Consider the following 17,831-nt stretch of genomic DNA (forward strand, 5'->3'; position numbering starts at 1 on the left):
GGAGATAAGATGGAGGACGCCATTGAATCCATAAAACAGACTATGCGAGCAGCCAATTACCTCTCTGCCGCGCAAATTTATTTAATGAACAATTGCTTACTGGAACAACCACTTACCTTTGCAGACATCAAACCACGCTTATTGGGTCACTGGGGTACTTGCCCAGGCATTAATTTCATCTATGCTCATCTTAATTATCTTATTAAAAAACACAAATCATCCATCCTTTTTGTGCTTGGTCCAGGTCATGGTTATGCAGCACTACAAGCCAATCTTTTTATTGAGGGGACTCTAAAAAAATACTATCCAGAAGCAACACATACCGAACAAGGAATAGCTTACCTTATTAAAAATTTTTGCTGGCCTTATGGTTTTCCAAGCCATAGCAACCCTGGAACTCCTGGTGTTATTTTGGAAGGAGGTGAATTGGGTTATTCACTCGCTACAGCTTATGGTGCTGCACTTGATAATCCTAATCTTATTGTCGCTTGTGTTATTGGCGACGGTGAAGCTGAAACAGGACCAACAGCCACAGCCTGGCATTTGAATAAATTCATTGATCCTGCGACTAATGGTGCCGTTCTTCCTATTCTTCACCTAAATGGATACAAAATCTCTGGCCCAACCCTTTTTGGCCGAATGAGCAATAAAGAATTGAAATCACTCTTTTATGGCTACGGCTATCAGCCATTTATTGTTGAAGGTCAAGCCATTCATCAAAAAATGATGGGTGCGCTTGATCAGTGTTATCAAACCATTCGAGCCATCCAAGAATCATCTCGCAAGGGCAACCTAAAAACACCGCCAAGACTTCCAATGATGATTTTAAAAACCTTAAAAGGCTGGACGGGAATTAAAACCTTACATGGCCAAAAAATTGAAGGCAATTGCCTTTCTCATCAGGTAGTCGTCACACAAGCCAAGACTGATCGTTCAGAACTACGACTTCTAGAGCAATGGCTTAGGTCTTATCATTTTGAAACCCTGTTTAATAAAGAAAATGGATTTAACGAACACATTCGCTCTCTCGTTCCTGATAGTAAGTTATGCATGGGTAATAGCAGACATGCCTTTGGAGGCAAACCGCAAGTCAAAGCGCTTAAGCTTCCTACCATCGAACACATTGCAGAAGACGCAACCACTCCAGGAACAATAGGCTCAAGCAGCATGCGATGTACTGGAATTTATTTAAATGAACTGTGTCAATTCAATACAATTCATCGTAATTTTCGTCTCTTCTCCCCTGATGAAACCTACTCCAATAAGCTCGATAAAATTTTTGAAACTACTCAGCGCGCCAATGTGCAATTGAAAAAAGCATGGGATAAGGATATAAGCTCCGATGGACGAGTCATTGAAATGTTAAGTGAGCATGCTCTTCAAGGACTCATGCAAGGTTATGTGTTAACTGGTCGTCATGCGATTTTTGCCTCTTACGAAGCTTTTATTCAAATCGTCTCCAGCATGACGGATCAATACATGAAATTTTTACAAATTGCCCGCAACATTCCCTGGCGAGGAGACATCCCCTCTTTGAATTATATTTTAACTTCTTCAGGATGGCGGCAAGAACATAATGGATTTTCGCATCAAAATCCTGGTTTTATATCAAATCTTCTACAAAAACACGGCTGTTTTACGCGTTCCTTTTTTCCACCGGATGCCACTACTATGCTGGTGGTTTTAGAACGTTGCCTTACTTCCTGTAATGCAGTCAACGTGATTGTTGCAGGTAAAACACTAGAACCCCGCTGGCTAACGCCAGAATTAGCAAGAAAAGAACTTGAGCAGGGTCTGATGATTTGGGATTTCGCAAGCGACCTTAACCCAGATATTGTCCTTGCAGCAGCAGGAGACTATTTAACCAAAGAAGCCCTTGCAGCCATTACTTTGATTCAAGAGGACATGCCATCCATTAAAATTCGTTTTGTTAATATTCTTGAGCTTTCCGCTTTAGGCTTTGGAAATTCTGATTGTTCTTTTTCAAAAGACAATTTTAATGACTATTTCACAGAAAATAAGTCTGTCATTTTTAATTTTCACGGCTACCCCTCCGTCCTGCAACAGTTATTATTTACGATGGGCGACACCAGTAGATTTCACATTCATGGTTATGTGGAAAATGGCTCTACAACGACTCCTTTTGATATGCATATTAGAAATAAAACCAGTCGATGGCATCTTGCCAAAGAAGTATTCTCCCTTATGGCAGAACAAAAAGTTATTTCTCAGCAGGATAGTGCAGCGCTTAATAAGAAATATGATAATAAGCTCTTAGAGCACCGTGTCTATATTAAAAAACACGGTATCGACCCCGATGAAATCGAACAATGGCAGTGGAAATAAAGTCATTTAATGTGATCAGGAAAATATCGATAAAGGTGAGAATGGCGAATTATAAGTGCAAAACAAGCCCACAAAAGCGTATATGAATAATTCAAATAAAATAATGGTATCCATGAAGAAATTTGTTTGGGTATTATATTTCCTTAAACGCGATCCCAGAGTTAATTGGAACGCTAAATTAGTTGTATTTATAACTCTCGCTTATGCATTAAGCCCAATTGATTTAATTCCTGATTTCATTCCTATTTTAGGATCGATGATTTAATCATTATCCCTTTAGGAGTTTACTTAGCTATTAAACTAATACCTCAAGAAGCTTGGAATGACTGCAATCGGCTTGCAGAGATTTCTATTGATAAGGGTAAATTATTACCCAAAAACTGGGTGGTTGCGTCAATTATTGTGTTCTTATGGGTAATATTTATCGCTCTAGTTGCTAAATGGCTATGGCATTTTTTTCCTACTCAATGGCCAAACCTTATTTGACCTACACTTTATTCGCTTCGCTCATTCTGTATATAAAATTCATGCAGTTTTTCCTGCAATAGCTTTTTATCCGGCATTGAATTTTATATTCCGCAATCAGTGCGGGAGAAACTGTTCTATTTAAAGAGTATTCAACCCACCTCATTATCTTTGCTCGCACAAAAAAGAACACCAATTGCAGGATTTTAATGTGTTTTCTGGCGTCACGATCTAATGCTTCCAAATAAAATGATAATTTCCCAAGATATTCGGGTTCAAAACGCCCTACTTTTAAGCAACGAGACAATTCAATCCCCTATGAAAAAATAATAAATCCAGCAAAAATCTCGCCCCAATTCAATAAAAAAATCTTTAAGCTTTGTAAGTCAACCTTGATACAAATCTGATTCACTGTAACCATCAGGTAGTCCTAGAAACTCCACCATATATGTATCTTTAAATATACCAATAGAACCTAGATGAGACTGAGTTAATGTCATAGATGCTTTTGCTGGGCTTAGGACTTTTCTCTCGAACAAAGCTGATTTAAATTGCCTTTCTAGCTCTCTTTTGCTCCACTGTTCATTCCCCTAGTCAGCCATTTTAATCTGAAGGCTGCGCCTATTCAAACACAGTCTTCAAAACAAAATATCGACATTTATACTACAGCGATTATCGCAGCCCTATGGATAGGTTCAGGCAAAAATGGAGGTTCTTTTTTTATTGCATAAAACCCATTAATACTTGGCCTAACCCCATCAAACGATTCCTGCACCTCATCGGATTGATACACATTTATTTGTTCCAGGCGAATAATCTGTTGCTCCTGTCTGTCTAAAAGCTTGCGATACCTCTGATTACTTTCTTCTAGTTGTTTTGTAACCACTGAAAGTTTGTGTTCGGCCTCACAAATTCGGTCTGCTACCTCAACAAAGCTTTTCTCTTTATTGTTTAAAAATTCCTCCAATCTTTTTTGAAAAGCAGCCCGCTGTTCTTTGTCTTGAATCACCATGTTAGAAAATGTTTCCACTGTTCCACTTAAGACAAGTCCAACAGCCCTCGCCTGTTCCACTTCTTTCCCCATTTTTTCTTTAATGTCATCAAGTTTTTTTATTTTATCAGACAACTGATTTTGATTTTCTTTATATGCCTTTACAACCTGATCCAATTCTTTTTGAGTGTTTTCTAAAGCTTGAGACTGCCCCTCTAAAGAGCTTTTAAGTGTTTTGGCAGTAAATTCGAGTTCAATCTGAGTTGCACGCAGTGCTTTTTCGGTATCAGTAAGCTCATTAATTTGCGACTTTAATGATTTAATCTGTTCAGAAAATTGTTCGATATTCACAGTCAGGCGCGCATTTTCTTTCTGGAATGCATCAATTTCAATGGCCAGTTGTTCGCGTAAGAGCTCTAAAGTTGAAATAACCGAGTCCAGCAGATCAGCAAGACTTGAAATTCCTGCCTTTAAACCTTCGATATTATCTGTATTTTGACTCTGATGATTTTCAAGAAGGATGTGGCTTACCGTATAAACAATCCCAGTAACAATACTGAGCGTAATAAGGGCTACAAGATTTGCCATGAGTCCAATCATCAAAAGAGGTACGGTGACCACTACACCTGCGGTAATTTTTTGCCACAAAGGGATTTCGTTCCAAAAGCTGGCAGCCCGAGATAATAGACTTGGATTTTGATTCATCGCCTGAATTAATTGATTCAGATCTGCTTTAATTTTTTGTATTTTATTTTGAGTAGTTACAATCTTCTCAAAACGTTCTTTATCTTTTTTTGTTTTTTGATTGAGGTCGTCCTGCTCCTTGTTTTCTGACTGATGGAGTGAAGACACCAACTCAAGTTCCAGTTTTTGATACGTCATGATTCTTCCTTACAATGAGTGAGTCATCCACTTTTTAAAATGCTAAACAGTGTCACATGATTATCAGGCTAATCTTAAAATAAACATGGTGACGGGAAATCTTTTAAATTATTGAGTTAATTACCAGTACCTTTTACGTATTGGATTGAGATGTAATTAAAGTTTTTGTGGTAAGGTCTAACAACCCTAAAGATAAGGTCTTACGGTTGCTCATTGAGGGGGGAAATAGATTTTTAATATTTAGAATGTTACTCATTACCACGCTTCCTTAATTTGGTTTGAAACAACAATCAACCGAGCGCCTTTCCTGGAGCGGTTAAATCTTGATCATTCTATCGAATAATTTGTGTTCAGTCATTCTTTTTTTAGTGACTCAATAGTCTTAATGGTGCTGTAGATATAAGGTTACCTGAACGGATGCTTTTTGGATCCCACCAGCCACCTAAAGGTTCGTTTTCATCAAAATACTCATGCACTTTTTCAAAGGAATATTGGGATAATTGTTCGTATTCTGATTGGGGTAACAGCATGTAGTGCTCTTCGTCATCGATAATAGAGTTTAGCATCGTTCCAACCAGGCGACATCCATGCCATTTTGCACGGGTAGGGCGGTTTGATTTTAAGATAATTACTCTACTTCTATTCAAAAAAATGGCATTCAACGCACGCATTACCAACTGAGCTTCCCTTTTAGTATCGAATCTATCTATGTTTAAACAGAGTTATTCTAAACGCGTTTTAATAGCGCTTAATGAAACGACGTTTTTTATGCAACTAAAACCATTGGTTATAGTCAAAACAACGCTTAAAACTAAAATATGGAAGTTGATTTTTTTACTTAAGTGCATAAAAATTGACTTTCAGTGATGTTTTGCTAAAAGCTGATCCTTTAAACAAGAAATCATCAAACAAAGTCACTTTAGTAATTGCTTTTATCTCTTTCTGTTTTCTAACTACCACTTAATTCTATTTTTTATTAGATAAATCTTCTAATAAAATTTTTCCCTTTTGGGACAAACGATATTCTTGTAATCTACTTTTAAGCTTATCTGGGTTAGTACGTTCGATTAACTCCTCCTTGAGTAATTGATCAAGATAATTACGTTGAAAAGTTTCTCGATGCCTGATTCCTGCTACTTCTTGTAGATCTATATTTTTCAGTTCTCCTTTTAGCTTGCATGCTCTGAGTACTCACTCAATCCATGGATCCACTTGTCCGGTCATCGATGACGATTTACGCCAAATGGTCGTTTTTAATCCCTCGGATATCGAAAACTCAGGTTTGGGCAATCCAACTTCACGACAGCGACGAATCATATCGCCAGTTCCAGTCCCCATACGCTCAATATATTTCGTTAAATACAGCGGTTCGGCAAGCAATGGGTTTCTTGGAACAGAGCCAGGTGGATGACGCAATTTTTCTAAAGTTAACGAAGGAGGAAGCCCTCCTGGATTCCAAATTTCCAATCGATCAGCAAACAGCATGACCTGCACGCTTCCATTACTATCGTAGTCGCAGCCAAAGGTCAATTTCAAATTTTTTATAAAGATGAACACGATCAGCGCTAGTACCTGCCTGAATTTATCGCAGAAACAGAACGCTCCATTTTTATGATTGAAATAAAAGCACGTAAGGATTTACAGACACAATGGTGCTTGCAAAAAAGAAGCCTACAACGTGGTGTAATCATGCAACAAACCATGCAAAAACGTACAACGGTAAACCATGGCATTATTTACTTATTCCACATGACGAGATAGCAGAAAATAATACAATGGATGGATTTTTTTTAAAATTTAAAAATTGACTTTCTCTGACCAAAAATTCCAGAATAAAATAGATTTCTAAGGGAGAATTCAAGTATTAATTTCACTTAGACTTTAAATTATAGTTACGGTACCCGCAATCACACTTCAGAGACTCACTAGATCCTTTTAAGGGTATAACGTGAAGAAGTGTATTACACTGTTGACACTTAAACCTCTGCACAAGGGAGAAATAAGCATCGCGAATTTCTTTAAAATCGTCAGTTCCCATATTAGCCCATGAATTAAAATGAACCGTTGCATTCATTCCCCACATTTCACTTCTTGCCTTAGCCAAGCATGCATCGAATTCCTTTTTCTCTAACTCATAAACACCACTTAATTCAGAGTTTTTCCACGATTTTGCAGCGCTATTTGCTTTTTTCAATAAATCACCATACCTCGAAGTTACACCCGATAGTAGCTCACCCAGATCATGATCTCCAGACGCACTCCTTGGAATACTAGCTGAGAATCTTACGGACAATTCATCCATAAAATATTCAAGAAAGCGCCTAAGTGAGTGTGAGGCTCTTGGTATATTTTCATCAGCAATAAATTGGTCAATATCTTCCCAAGAGTCTTTTTCATCCCATACAGACGGTCCGGTATCAACAGTCCAATTTTTAAAATGCAAAATGGTTGAATGATTAATCAGGCCCTCTGTGACCATTTGTTTTTTCCAATACTCATCATGAGTTGTAATAATAAATTGTGTATTGGGAAATTCTTTCTTTAACAATTTACAAAAACTTTTACGGTGATCAGCATCAACAGACATTAATACATCATCTAAAATGGCTAATGTGAAATTATTGCCCAAAATTTTCTTCATCAACGCTAAATAAAGGCATAACCCCATACTGTCTTGATGGCCCTCGCTGTGATAGGCTGCAGGAGGAAATTTACCTCTATCATAAAAATTAACTTTAAACTCCAAAGCGCCCTTGTCAACGCTTAGATCGCCAACAAACGTAGACTCATCCTCTTTATTTACAATCTGATAGTAGTGGCTAAAATCTTTCTGAACCTCATCATATAAATTACATAACCTGTCCTCTACAACAGTATTAAATGTAGAAAGCATTTTTTCTGTGGTAACAAGCTTAGCATGCTCATAAACCCATTTCTGTTTAGATTCCCAATAATCGGTTAATCTTTCTTGGCAAATAATTAAATAACTTTTTGACTCGTCTTTTAAAGACTTTTCAGGTAATTTTCCAACCTCTTCTTTTAACGTAATTATTTCTCTTTTTAATGACTCAAGATTTGAAATTCCAATACCACCTATATCTAACAGGCTTTGGTAAGCATCAAAGTCTGACTCAAGATAGGCAGATATTAAGGCCAACTCCTGTCTTGTTTTGATCATCTCTGTCGTTTTGAACGATAATTTACCTGATAGTTTATTTAATAAATTTACTATATCACGCAGAGCGCTCTGCCAATAATTGGAAATAGCATGAGTACTAATTAAAAGATTGTCCTTTATTTCTTTTAAACCGGAAATTTCTATTATTTTATCTTTAATAATTTTTTGAAGCTCTTCGTCCTCCCATTCTGAGTTACAGAAGGGGCAAACATTATCGCCGATCAGAGGAAGTCCGATTTCATAAAAATTCAACTTGCTAAGATCTCTCAATTGAATTGTTTTAATTGAAAGTGCTTTGTATTGCTCAAGAAATTTAGTTGCTTGATTAGAAAATAAACCATTCTGGTCTTCAAAAATCATCATCAGAGAGGATAATTCGTGTACTATTCCTTTCTTATCTAAATCGACACTCTTTGAATTCTCCTGCATTTCTCCAAACGCTATCTGTGTAAACTCGTCCAAATGAATAATCGGTTCCAATTTTAGATTGGCTCTATGTTTATTAATTACGCATAATATTGAATCTTTATTTAATTCTTCAACAGTAAGCCATTCCCTTAATTTCTGCTTCTTTCTTTCAAATTCTTGTTTTTCAGCAAATTCTGCTTTAATAACTTTATTTTTAGCTCCCAAGAGAGAAGCCCTGATCTCATCGATCTTACTGATTTGCAGTAATGCTTGTATCTCTTTTGATCGCCTGCCTGGCTCAGAGAGCACAAACTTTAAAATTTCTCGACGAGATAAAACCAGTTCTCGTCCCAAAGGAAATGATTTAACCTGTGCCAATAAATCGCCACTGACGACGGGGTTGGTTTTAAATTTACTAGGATTATTACAATCACGTATTATTCTTAATTTATCACTAAAGTTCGCACTTTTTAGTTCAATCTCAACTTGTGCAGATTTGGGATCGTCTTTGAAATCCACGTGAGGACCATGAACTTTCACACTCACATCCCCCCGCCCTTCCCCTGATAATCTGCCAATCTCACCGGAGAGAGCAAATTCAATAGCATCGACCACTCCACTTTTCCCCGAACCATTTCGTCCGTGAATAACCCATGATTTACCAAGAATTGGAATAGTTAAATCTTTAATTCCGCGGAAATTCTTAATTGTTAGTGACTCAATCTTAATCATAACTCGTCATTCTCTTCATAAAGTAAGATTTCTATTTTCTGAGTCGTCACTTTTTCATTACTATGAAGAAGCTCTTCTAAGTTTTTGATGAAACCCTGTTTTATAAGATTGTTATCTTTTAGTTCATGAATAAAACAATCAATAATGTCGGTGACAATTTCATTGGTGCCCATATTTGCCTCATCATAAACATAGAATATTCAAATATAGTATCATAAGACTCAATCTTTAAGGACAAGAAGATAACCTTTCTGTTAAGCCCCTTTGGTCAACTGACAAAACAAGCTAATCTTTTCCATCTGATCTAGATTATTTGCACAAGTATCAAACAACAGAGGACTATAAATGATAATTGCCATACATTGAGCCCGCGTAACTGCAACATTAATCCGATTCTTATCGAACAAAAAATCAACTCCACTAGGGGACTCATTACCCTGGCTTGCACACATACTTAAAAATACTATAGGTGCTTCCTGGCCTTGAAATTTATCTACACTACCCACCTAAGCTTGCTCTCCTAAAGCATGCCGTAGCTTGTTTACCTGATGATTATAAGGTGCAACATATAAGATATCTTGCCAATTAATGGGCGTTTTCTCTCCTCTTTATCAATAAATGTTCGGCCAAGAAGAGCTTGGGTTACTAGTTAGGATGTGTGGACATGTGGCGAACTTTTGATATTCGCTAATCAACTACTCTCTTTTGTTAATTATCATAATAAGCCAATTAACTTCGATAATACCTCCATTCAGCATTAATTTTTGCTGAAACATTTGTAGTAAATTGTTGCGATTGACAAGCGTTTCACTCTTCGCACTTTTCATGTGGTTTTGTTAGAAGTGGAACTTGTTATGCCCTCCCATAAAACCACACCATTTAATAACTCATATGCATTACAGAATTTATTCATTTATTTATTGTTTAAAATCAATAAGTTATAAAAAATGTCCCCGGGGGACAATTTATTGATTTAGTAACAATTACATGAAATTAAAAGCATTTGTTCAAACAGAAACTAGATTAATTTCTAATTAAAATTTTATTCAGCAACTACTCTAAAAATAATTGAGATCACTAATAGCTCATGGGAAAAAACCAATTAATTTACATTTGCAAATAATTAAATCTCATTCTTTTAGTACATTAGTAATTAATTTTTTAAAATTTAATTACATCAAGTATAAAATTATTAGAAACACACATTTATATTCTCAAAATAATGAGATACCAATAGCAACTTGAGAAAAGTCTATGATTAAATTAGTTATTAAAAATCGTTAAACAGGAAACCTTTACAAAAAACGCACCACCGAAAATCCACTTATCAATTTCAATAGAAGCATTAATACCATTTTGTTCATCCCTAATGCCAAAGAGAATGTCAAATAGAATTAATAGAGTCACTCATTAAAGGGATGAATGACACGAGTTAAAGTACTATCAACTTAAATTTGGCCAAGCTGAGATCAGTATATTGGGAGATTACAATGCCTTAAAGGAAACCGAAAATATAACGTTACCCTGTAGAGCTAATTAGTATAGCAGTATGGAGCTATCAACGTTTTTAACAACAGCTATCGAGACGTATCTAAGAAATATTATATCGTGGCATTGAGGTTAGCTATGAAACGATACGTCAATGGCGATTTAAGTTTAACCCTTATTTTAAGGGTGTGATTAAGAAGAGGATACCTAAACCTTCTGATAAATGCATATGGATGAGCAACAGCTTAGCATTAATGACTAAGTGTACTACTTATGGCGTGCCATAAATGAAGAGGGGTATGAGCTAGATGTGTTCTTGCAAAATCACCGTAACAAAAAATCTTCGATTCGCGTCCTATTTTGTCTATTGTGCCCTATACCAAGCAGCGAGCGATTGTAGTAGGAAAATTAAAAAGCCATTCGAAGCTATTTAGCAAATGAGCAAGGGCGCACCGTGCATCGCTCACATAATGAACCCAATAAGCAGATCGAAAATACCATAAGCCGCATGAAGAAAATAAACCTAATTCATTTCAAATCATCAGTCAGTGCAAAGGTCATCCGAGATCTCATGGGGAAAAAAAGAAATCTGTTCCCCGTTCTCGGAGGACAACACCAAATCGGAGACACAATAGAGAGTCCAATTCCAAAAAGCAATGGAACTTGGACAATTAGCAGCATGATTCTTTACGCCTGAAATTCGACACTCACCGCTTTCTTGCGTTAACAAAAGTCAAGTTGGCGATATAAGAACAGTCAACAAAAAACGAGAAAAATATCAAAGAAAATTCCGAGATAATCTATTTTAAAATTCATTATGTAAAAAGCCCTCATAATATCTAAAATTTTCAAGGAAAAATACAGTTATCTAACCTAACATTTACTGCATAAAGGTCTATATAAAAAATAAAATATCCCATAAAGGTACACCATTAACATATACCTACACAATAAAGCCCCATAAAGCTACACATATAATAAAAACAAGGGATTAACCCCATATTTCTACACACAAAAACTCATAAACCTACACTATACATCCCAAATACATACACAATGAAAATGTAATAAACAATTAATAATCAATTAGTTACAGATAATTCAAGTAAGGAAGTTATGAAAAGAAGAAAAAAGATATATATTTTCTTTTTTTTAAAAAAACTTGAATAGTACAAATTACCGCTTGCAAATTGATTTCACTAAAGTTAATCTAAAAAAAGTAATAGTACAAAACACCTTATTCTAAAAAAGGGAGGACGGATGAAAGTAATTACAACAGCTGGAAACAAAGGAGGTATTGGTAAATCAACCATTGCTCTCACTCTTGCACAGTATCTAGCTAAATGTAAAAACATGAAAGGGGCATTCATTGATCTGGATCCGCAAGGAAATTCCTCGTCTAGCTTGATTCCAACTACCAGAGATCCTGCTCACCCAACCGGTTATATGCCTAAAGCCCATCCAGAATGGGATCCAAATAACTTACCAGAAGATGATCCACATTGGGATGGTGTTAGTAGTATTGCAGACATATTCATAGGAAAATCTATTTATCCATATCCAACCTGGGTTGACAATTTAGATTGTTTCCCTTCTTTTGCTTCATTACTAGAAGATGCACAACGTGTTTTAAAAGTTGATGTGAAAGAAAAAGTTATAAATCGCCTTAAAGAATTTACCGAAATGCTATCAACTCATAGTGATTATCAATTTGTTATTATCGATACGAATCCACAATTTGGCCCACTAACAATGGCCGGATTGCGCGCAGCAAGCCATGGTCTATTGCCAACTGAACTTGAACAATATGGTATTAATGGAACCATAGGAATGATTCAGGCGATTTCACAAGAGCAACTTAGAAGAGTAAAGGACGATACTATCAAAATAGCTGGAATTTTACCTAACCAAGTGCGTAAAACAGCAGTACATACGAAGTTTCTTAATGATTTGCGTTCAATAGAAAAATCAGAAGAATGGTTGTTACCTCCTATAGCTCAAAGAACCATTTATTCCGAATTGGTAGTGGAAGATGCAAAACCTAATTGTGTATTTAATCTACCACAAACACATCTAGCGAGAGTTGAAAGTGAAAAATGGTGCTCTTATGTATATGACAGGGTATTTCATAATGTATACAAAAAAATAGAGGAAAAGGAGGCTTCTTATGGTTAATAAATTCAAATTAAATCCTGTCAAAACGGAAGCTATATCAAGATCATTAGCAATTGCTAATGATTATGCAGGGGAGCTATCAATAGAAGTATTGTCCTTGGATAAAATAGAACTTGATCCGGAAAACAATCGTGAGCTAGCACTAACTCTTCATGATGCTATAAATGGAATAGAACCTTCGGATCCTGACTACGCAAAAAAGAAAAATGATTGGAAGTCACTTGAATCATTGGCGAAAACTATATTGGATGATCAATTAATTAATCCCATATTTGTATACAGATTTGGGAACAAATGTCGTTTAATTGCTGGCGAACGCAGAACATTAGCCTCAGCAATTGCTGGCAAAAAAGAAATTATAGCAAGAATCGCAAGTCAACGACCTGTTGGTACAAAGTTAAGAGTTCTACAGTGGATTGAAAATAATGAACGAGTAGACTTATCTTTAGCTGAAAGAGTTGCGAGTATTGAGGCTATTGTTAAGGAATATTTAAACGAAAATAAAGAAATAAATGATAACGAGAAAATAACATCAAAAATTTTAAGTGACTTAACGGGAATGTCCATAACACAATCTCGAAGATATATCCTGATTTTGCAAGCAAGTTCAGAAATAAAACAGGCGATTGCTGAAGGAAAAATAGAGAATATAAAATTAATTGAATTAATTATTTCAGTTGAAAATGCAGAGCATCAACAAGTTCTTTTAAAGGCAGCTATAGAAAATTTATCTTTTGATGCAATTGTTAAATTAAAAAAAGAACTTGAAGTTTCCTTAGTTACAAAAAAAGAAATAAGAGGGCGTAAACAAATAAATGTTAGTTTAGGTAAGGTAAAACCAAATATTGCAAAAATTATCTTTGATGCCTTAGTTTCAAGCAGCATTTTACGCGAGAACATTGTCGAGCAAATGAATACGATAAGCAATAATGTCCAATGGAATAATGGTAAATCGGTTGAGGAATGCTTTAAAAAAATACTTCCTCTAATTGCTCAGGAAATGTGATTAAAATGAATAAATTGAAACTCAATAATAATGAAGACGACAAGAAAATTATTACATTTACTATTAATAAAGAAATCAAAGAGTCGCTCAAAGAAATTCTGTTAAATTCTGAAAAATATAATTTAAAAAAGAAAACTGATTGGGTGAATGAAGCCATAATAATGTTGAAGGAAAATCCTGATTACAAAGAAATGGTGCTTAATGCAGAAGGGAATAGTGAAAACTTTGTATTTGATAAAATTTACATGACATTTGAGCAACGATGTTTTTTTTCTGATATGAGAAATGAAGTTGTAAAGGAATATCCTGATATAAGAGGCCCTCAAGCCGCCATAATCCGCGCTGCTATTTTGAGTAGAATAATGAGGAAAAAATAAGAAAAAAGGCCAAACGGAGTGGAACCGGTAATGTTCGCTGAAAAAATAATACGCAAACATGTCGCAATTATTCATGCATACTCGTTAATGAGTGTCTTGCAACGAAAAATTGTTAATGTGCTTTTGTATGAAGCAATAAAAGGAGATGGCCGCATACATAACCATCAAAACTCGGTTGCTGTTGAATGTAACATGCCTTTTTCTAAGCTGTTAAAAGCAGTTAAATTTAACAGTAATAATACTCAATATCTAAAAGAGTCTATTGATGGGTTGGCATCATTAAAAATACAATGGAACTTATTGAAAGATAAGGTGCCTACAGACATTTCTTTTTTAAACTTACGAGTGTTACATGGCGCACCCACATTTTATCAAAATAATACCATCAATTTTTCTTTTCATAAAATCATGCTTGATTTATTAGCTAATCCATCTATATACGGTACTATCGACGTTGATCTGCAGTCTGAATTTGAATCGAAATACGGTCATGCTCTCTATGAAAATAGTACACGGTTTATTAATTTACAAAAGAATAAAATTATTCCATTAGATACCTTCAGAAAAATTTTAGGAGTTCCTGAAGATAAATATCCAAGCATGCGAGAGCTTACGAGAAATGTTATTTCACCCTCGTTAGAAGAGGTTAATGATCGAGCTAATTTTGCTGTTAGCTTGGAACCAATAAGAATTGGTAGAAAAATTACTGGATTCGAAGTATTAGTTAATAACAAAAAAAATACATCAACATCAGAAGTCAGTCGCATTGAAAATGCTAAGATATATAAAGTAATAAAAACAATTTTTGGTACATTAAGCGAATCAATATTAGAAAATATTATAAATAATTATTCAGAAGAATACATCCAAGAGAAGATTAGCTATACCAAGAAATATGCAAAAAAAGAGAGCACAGGCTTTTATCCTATTCCATATTTTATTAGTGCTTTAAAATACGATTATAAATTCAAAGAGGAGGCTAAGCCTGAAGGTTCTCACGAAAAAGAATCTAATGAAGAAATTGAATGGGAAAAAAAATTATTTGTTTTACAGGCAGAATTCAATCATTGGGAAAAATTATTTGGTTATACTAAACCTGGAGATAATCAAGAGCATGTTAAAAAAATGCAAAAATTTGTTTTGGAGGCCCAAGAAAAATTAAACCAACATTACTTAGAAAAGCCAACTAAAGTGGAGGTGGTTTAATATGAAATTCCCTGCATTTGAGCCAATTAATCTAAAAAATGATATCCAATCTTTGGAAGCAATCGATCTGCGTTTATCAAAAATTTATCCAGATAAAAATCAAGCGAGGAAATTTTTTAGCGATATTTCACTAGAAGAGCTGGCTTCGTCAATTCGGCAACATGGAATTATACAGCCTATTCTTGTCAAAGAAATGGATCCTAATAAAAATGAATATCAAATTATTGCAGGTGAACGGCGTTGGCGTGCGGCTAAAATAGCTGGATTAGAAAAAATACCTGCCATCATTCGAAAATATGATAATGCAAATGGGATGGCGGTTTCTTTAATTGAAAATATTCAAAGAGAAGATTTAAACCCATTGGAAGAGGCGCAAGCTATAAAGAGATTAATAGATGAGTGTTGTATGACTCATGGTGAAGTTGCTGAAACTTTAGGCAGATCACGAACAACAGTTACTAATCTTCTTAGATTGCTTACTCTTACAGATGAAGTAAAAGAAATGCTAAAAACAGGCTTATTAGAAATGGGGCATGCTAGAGCCTTATTAAGTCTGTCGAGTGCACAACAAGAAGATGTTGCAAAAATAGTTATCAATAAGTCTTTATCAGTTAGGGAAACTGAACAATTGGTTCAACGCTCAAATATGCCAAAAGATAGGCAAGAGTTTTTTCTTTCTCCCCAATTTGAGCAAAGAAAGAAAGAGTGGATAGTACAATTATCAAAAAAACTTTCATCTACGGTTAACATGCATTTTAATTATGGTGGCAAAGGGAAAGTAGTTATAAGTTTTGATTCTTTAGAAGAGGCAGACTGGCTGATGTCGCATCTTAAGGTGGAAGGGTAATGCTATTTTTTATAGGTGGATAATTATATGGAAAATCTTAAGTTGTTACCTTGGGTGTTGAGTTATAATTTTATTGGTGTTTCGATACAAGATAATTTGTTTTAATTTAGTGCGTTGGCGTGATTTTTGTGGCTGTGGTCCGATAGTTATTTTTGTAGTGCGTTTCTTCGAAAATAATCCTGATATGCAATTGATAGCCAGCATTAAAAATTTCTGGTTATATAATAAAATCAAATTATGCCCAAGATATGAATATGTAGGATATAGGATTAAAAATGGATGCTGTAAAAAAAGATCGGAAAGGGGTTGTTTATTTGCATTGGTTGAATGCAATAACCACATTTAGTTTTGCTGTGTTGTTCTCCTCATTATCTCTTTATTTAATAAAGAATATTGGTTTAACTCAAATGCAATCCAATGGGATAGTTGGATTTTTTCTCGCGTCAAATTTTATTTTACATTTTGTAGCTGGATACATAGGCGATAAGTTTCTAAGTAATCGATTACTATTCGCTATCTCAACACTCATACAAACATTAGGCCTAATAGTTCTTAATTTTTCTGATTCATTAGTTTATCTAGGATTAAGTTTATTTTTGATTGGCTGCGGCTTAGGCTCTACTTGTATTAACTGCCTTATTACCCAGCAATTTAGTAATCATGAAAATGAATTACGAGAAAAAGCGTTTTTTCATAATTACAGCGCAATGAATATTGGATTTCTTTCTGGTTATATTATGGGAGGATTTATCGATATTCACGATCGATACGAGCACTTATTTGAAGTAAGCAATTTAATTAATTTGATTACCGTGTTTTTTATCGTTAAGTCATGGCGCTATTTTGATAAAAACAAAACAAATACGCGAGAGGAAATAAAAAAGGGTAGAGTAGGGCTGTTGTTAATTGTACTTATTGTGCCAATTCTTTTTGCTGGATTTCATTATTCCTGGCTGGCAAATAGTCTCATACTTTGTATAGGTGTTGCTGCTTTAATTTATATTACCTTATTAGGACATTGTTTAAGTACTAGCTTTGAGAGAAATAAAATTTATTCTTTTGTATTTTTAACCGGAAGCTCTATTGTTTTTTGGATGTTGTATTTTGTCGGACCAATAGGGGTTACGCAATTTTTGAAATATAACGTGGATATCTATATCGGCTCTTATTATATTCCTCCGCAATGGCTGATGAATTTGAATTCTATTTTTGTAATTGTTGGTTCACCTATAGTAATTGCTTTATTCGAGAGGTTAAGAAAAAAACACATCATTATTTCTATATCGAGACAATTTATATATTCCTTAGTGTTTATTGCGTTATCGTTTTTGGCACTAACTATTGGTATAGAAAATTCCAATGCTAATGGATTAACTAGCATGAGTTGGATTGTTGCGCATTATCTTTTCCAAGCCTTAGGGGAGTTGCTTCTTGCTCCGGTAGGTTATGCGATGATAGGAAGTCTTGCTCCGGAAAAATTGCAAGGACTCATGATGGGAGTATGGATGATGGCGTCAGGAATAGCAGCTACCTTATCCAATTACTTTTCCAATTTAATGACCCAATCTGAATCATTAAATCCGATTGTGAGTAATGAACATTACATGGGTACATTTACTCAGTTAAGCCTTTATGCCATTTTTGGTGCATGCATTCTTTGGCTATGCTCTAAAACTATTGAAAGCAGTATACAAAAAACATCAAGTAGCTCGATAGAGGGAATAGCATAA

The 17,831-nt window shown here is 35.0% G+C and carries 18 protein-coding genes; 10 read left to right on the forward strand and 8 right to left on the reverse strand.

All coding sequences use genetic code 11. The annotated features are described in order from the left end of the window. Nucleotides 1-9: 9 nt before the first annotated feature. Together Lste_RS00275 and Lste_RS19500 are read left to right on the forward strand one after the other, a co-directional pair. On the forward strand, nucleotides 10-2,346 hold the full coding sequence (locus Lste_RS00275; RefSeq protein WP_058509081.1) for a phosphoketolase family protein: 2,337 nt from the start codon (nucleotides 10-12) through the stop codon (nucleotides 2,344-2,346). 112 nt (nucleotides 2,347-2,458) lie between these two features. Then, complete coding sequence (locus tag Lste_RS19500; protein ID WP_237760393.1) at nucleotides 2,459-2,611, forward strand: YkvA family protein; 153 nt, start codon at nucleotides 2,459-2,461, stop codon at nucleotides 2,609-2,611. 222 nt (nucleotides 2,612-2,833) lie between these two features. Here Lste_RS19500 and Lste_RS19765 read toward each other — a convergent pair whose 3' ends face one another. The 5 genes from Lste_RS19765 to Lste_RS19505 all read right to left on the reverse strand — a co-directional run bounded on the left by Lste_RS19765 (nucleotide 2,834) and on the right by Lste_RS19505 (nucleotide 6,169). Continuing rightward, nucleotides 2,834-3,118, reverse strand: a complete 285-nt coding sequence (locus Lste_RS19765) for a PDDEXK nuclease domain-containing protein (RefSeq protein WP_058509082.1) — start codon at nucleotides 3,116-3,118, stop codon at nucleotides 2,834-2,836. A gap of 351 nt (nucleotides 3,119-3,469) precedes the next feature. Next, nucleotides 3,470-4,684 (reverse strand): LegC2/C7 family Dot/Icm T4SS effector, encoded by a 1,215-nt coding sequence (locus Lste_RS00290; protein WP_083503881.1) that lies wholly within the window; start codon nucleotides 4,682-4,684, stop codon nucleotides 3,470-3,472. Nucleotides 4,685-5,049: 365 nt separating this feature from the next. Next, on the reverse strand, nucleotides 5,050-5,250 hold the full coding sequence (locus tag Lste_RS00295) for a hypothetical protein (RefSeq protein ID WP_157010448.1): 201 nt from the start codon (nucleotides 5,248-5,250) through the stop codon (nucleotides 5,050-5,052). Between the two features lie 400 nt (nucleotides 5,251-5,650). Next, nucleotides 5,651-5,845, reverse strand: a complete 195-nt coding sequence (locus tag Lste_RS19750) for a Fic family protein (protein ID WP_337589283.1) — start codon at nucleotides 5,843-5,845, stop codon at nucleotides 5,651-5,653. Nucleotides 5,846-5,875: 30 nt separating this feature from the next. Next, nucleotides 5,876-6,169, reverse strand: coding sequence for an ATP-binding protein (locus Lste_RS19505; RefSeq protein WP_058509084.1), 294 nt, complete (start codon nucleotides 6,167-6,169; stop codon nucleotides 5,876-5,878). Between the two features lie 126 nt (nucleotides 6,170-6,295). On the opposite strand from Lste_RS19505, the gene Lste_RS19025 reads away from it, so the two are divergent. After that, complete coding sequence (locus Lste_RS19025) at nucleotides 6,296-6,445, forward strand: hypothetical protein (protein WP_157070670.1); 150 nt, start codon at nucleotides 6,296-6,298, stop codon at nucleotides 6,443-6,445. A gap of 109 nt (nucleotides 6,446-6,554) precedes the next feature. On the opposite strand, the gene Lste_RS00305 is transcribed toward Lste_RS19025, so the two are convergent. The 3 genes from Lste_RS00305 to Lste_RS00310 form a co-directional block, all read right to left on the reverse strand. Beyond that, nucleotides 6,555-9,002 (reverse strand): AAA family ATPase, encoded by a 2,448-nt coding sequence (locus Lste_RS00305; RefSeq protein ID WP_058509085.1) that lies wholly within the window; start codon nucleotides 9,000-9,002, stop codon nucleotides 6,555-6,557. Next, entirely contained in the window at nucleotides 8,999-9,175 is a 177-nt protein-coding gene (locus tag Lste_RS19030; RefSeq protein WP_157070671.1) for a hypothetical protein, read from the reverse strand. The genes Lste_RS00305 and Lste_RS19030 overlap by 4 nt, the downstream gene beginning before the upstream one ends. A gap of 81 nt (nucleotides 9,176-9,256) precedes the next feature. Then, complete coding sequence (locus Lste_RS00310) at nucleotides 9,257-9,508, reverse strand: AAA domain-containing protein (RefSeq protein WP_058509086.1); 252 nt, start codon at nucleotides 9,506-9,508, stop codon at nucleotides 9,257-9,259. Between the two features lie 1,244 nt (nucleotides 9,509-10,752). Here Lste_RS00310 and Lste_RS19770 point away from each other — a divergent pair. The 7 genes from Lste_RS19770 (at nucleotide 10,753) to Lste_RS00345 (ending at nucleotide 17,831) form a co-directional block, all read left to right on the forward strand. Further along, nucleotides 10,753-10,890 carry a DDE-type integrase/transposase/recombinase gene (locus tag Lste_RS19770; RefSeq protein ID WP_420324176.1) on the forward strand — a complete coding sequence of 46 codons (138 nt, stop codon included), beginning with the start codon at nucleotides 10,753-10,755 and terminating at the stop codon, nucleotides 10,888-10,890. Nucleotides 10,891-11,750: 860 nt separating this feature from the next. Further along, nucleotides 11,751-12,665, forward strand: coding sequence for a ParA family protein (locus Lste_RS00320; protein WP_058509088.1), 915 nt, complete (start codon nucleotides 11,751-11,753; stop codon nucleotides 12,663-12,665). After that, nucleotides 12,658-13,671, forward strand: coding sequence for a ParB/RepB/Spo0J family partition protein (locus Lste_RS00325; protein WP_058509089.1), 1,014 nt, complete (start codon nucleotides 12,658-12,660; stop codon nucleotides 13,669-13,671). The genes Lste_RS00320 and Lste_RS00325 overlap by 8 nt, the downstream gene beginning before the upstream one ends. 5 nt (nucleotides 13,672-13,676) lie before the next feature. Next, a complete protein-coding gene (locus Lste_RS00330; RefSeq protein WP_058509090.1) occupies nucleotides 13,677-14,048 on the forward strand; it encodes a hypothetical protein in 372 nt (123 codons plus the stop codon). Nucleotides 14,049-14,078: 30 nt separating this feature from the next. Then, the gene (locus Lste_RS00335; protein ID WP_058509091.1) at nucleotides 14,079-15,254 is read left to right on the forward strand and encodes a replication initiation protein; all 1,176 of its coding nucleotides are present in this window, start codon (nucleotides 14,079-14,081) and stop codon (nucleotides 15,252-15,254) included. Between the two features lies 1 nt (nucleotide 15,255). Next, nucleotides 15,256-16,101: a ParB/RepB/Spo0J family partition protein gene (locus Lste_RS00340; protein ID WP_058509092.1), complete on the forward strand. Its 846-nt coding sequence runs from the start codon at nucleotides 15,256-15,258 to the stop codon at nucleotides 16,099-16,101. Between the two features lie 275 nt (nucleotides 16,102-16,376). After that, nucleotides 16,377-17,831 (forward strand): peptide MFS transporter, encoded by a 1,455-nt coding sequence (locus Lste_RS00345; RefSeq protein WP_058509093.1) that lies wholly within the window; start codon nucleotides 16,377-16,379, stop codon nucleotides 17,829-17,831.

Origin of the sequence: Legionella steelei, assembly GCF_001468005.1 — a bacterium.
Lineage (GTDB): Bacteria > Pseudomonadota > Gammaproteobacteria > Legionellales > Legionellaceae > Legionella > Legionella steelei.

Bases quoted from the DNA above. Each gene is read 5' to 3' on its own strand.
- Lste_RS19500 (WP_237760393.1), top strand. From the start codon at position 2,459: ATGAAGAAATTTGTTTGGGTATTATATTTCCTTAAACGCGATCCCAGA.
- Lste_RS19505 (WP_058509084.1), bottom strand. From the start codon at position 6,169: ATGCTGTTTGCTGATCGATTGGAAATTTGGAATCCAGGAGGGCTTCCT.
- Lste_RS00340 (WP_058509092.1), top strand. From the start codon at position 15,256: ATGAAATTCCCTGCATTTGAGCCAATTAATCTAAAAAATGATATCCAA.
- Lste_RS00330 (WP_058509090.1), top strand. From the start codon at position 13,677: ATGAATAAATTGAAACTCAATAATAATGAAGACGACAAGAAAATTATT.
- Lste_RS00320 (WP_058509088.1), top strand. From the start codon at position 11,751: ATGAAAGTAATTACAACAGCTGGAAACAAAGGAGGTATTGGTAAATCA.
- Lste_RS00325 (WP_058509089.1), top strand. From the start codon at position 12,658: ATGGTTAATAAATTCAAATTAAATCCTGTCAAAACGGAAGCTATATCA.
- Lste_RS00295 (WP_157010448.1), bottom strand. From the start codon at position 5,250: ATGCTAAACTCTATTATCGATGACGAAGAGCACTACATGCTGTTACCC.
- Lste_RS00275 (WP_058509081.1), top strand. From the start codon at position 10: ATGGAGGACGCCATTGAATCCATAAAACAGACTATGCGAGCAGCCAAT.
- Lste_RS19030 (WP_157070671.1), bottom strand. From the start codon at position 9,175: ATGGGCACCAATGAAATTGTCACCGACATTATTGATTGTTTTATTCAT.
- Lste_RS00345 (WP_058509093.1), top strand. From the start codon at position 16,377: ATGGATGCTGTAAAAAAAGATCGGAAAGGGGTTGTTTATTTGCATTGG.
- Lste_RS00290 (WP_083503881.1), bottom strand. From the start codon at position 4,684: ATGACGTATCAAAAACTGGAACTTGAGTTGGTGTCTTCACTCCATCAG.
- Lste_RS00335 (WP_058509091.1), top strand. From the start codon at position 14,079: ATGTTCGCTGAAAAAATAATACGCAAACATGTCGCAATTATTCATGCA.
- Lste_RS19025 (WP_157070670.1), top strand. From the start codon at position 6,296: ATGATTGAAATAAAAGCACGTAAGGATTTACAGACACAATGGTGCTTG.
- Lste_RS00305 (WP_058509085.1), bottom strand. From the start codon at position 9,002: ATGATTAAGATTGAGTCACTAACAATTAAGAATTTCCGCGGAATTAAA.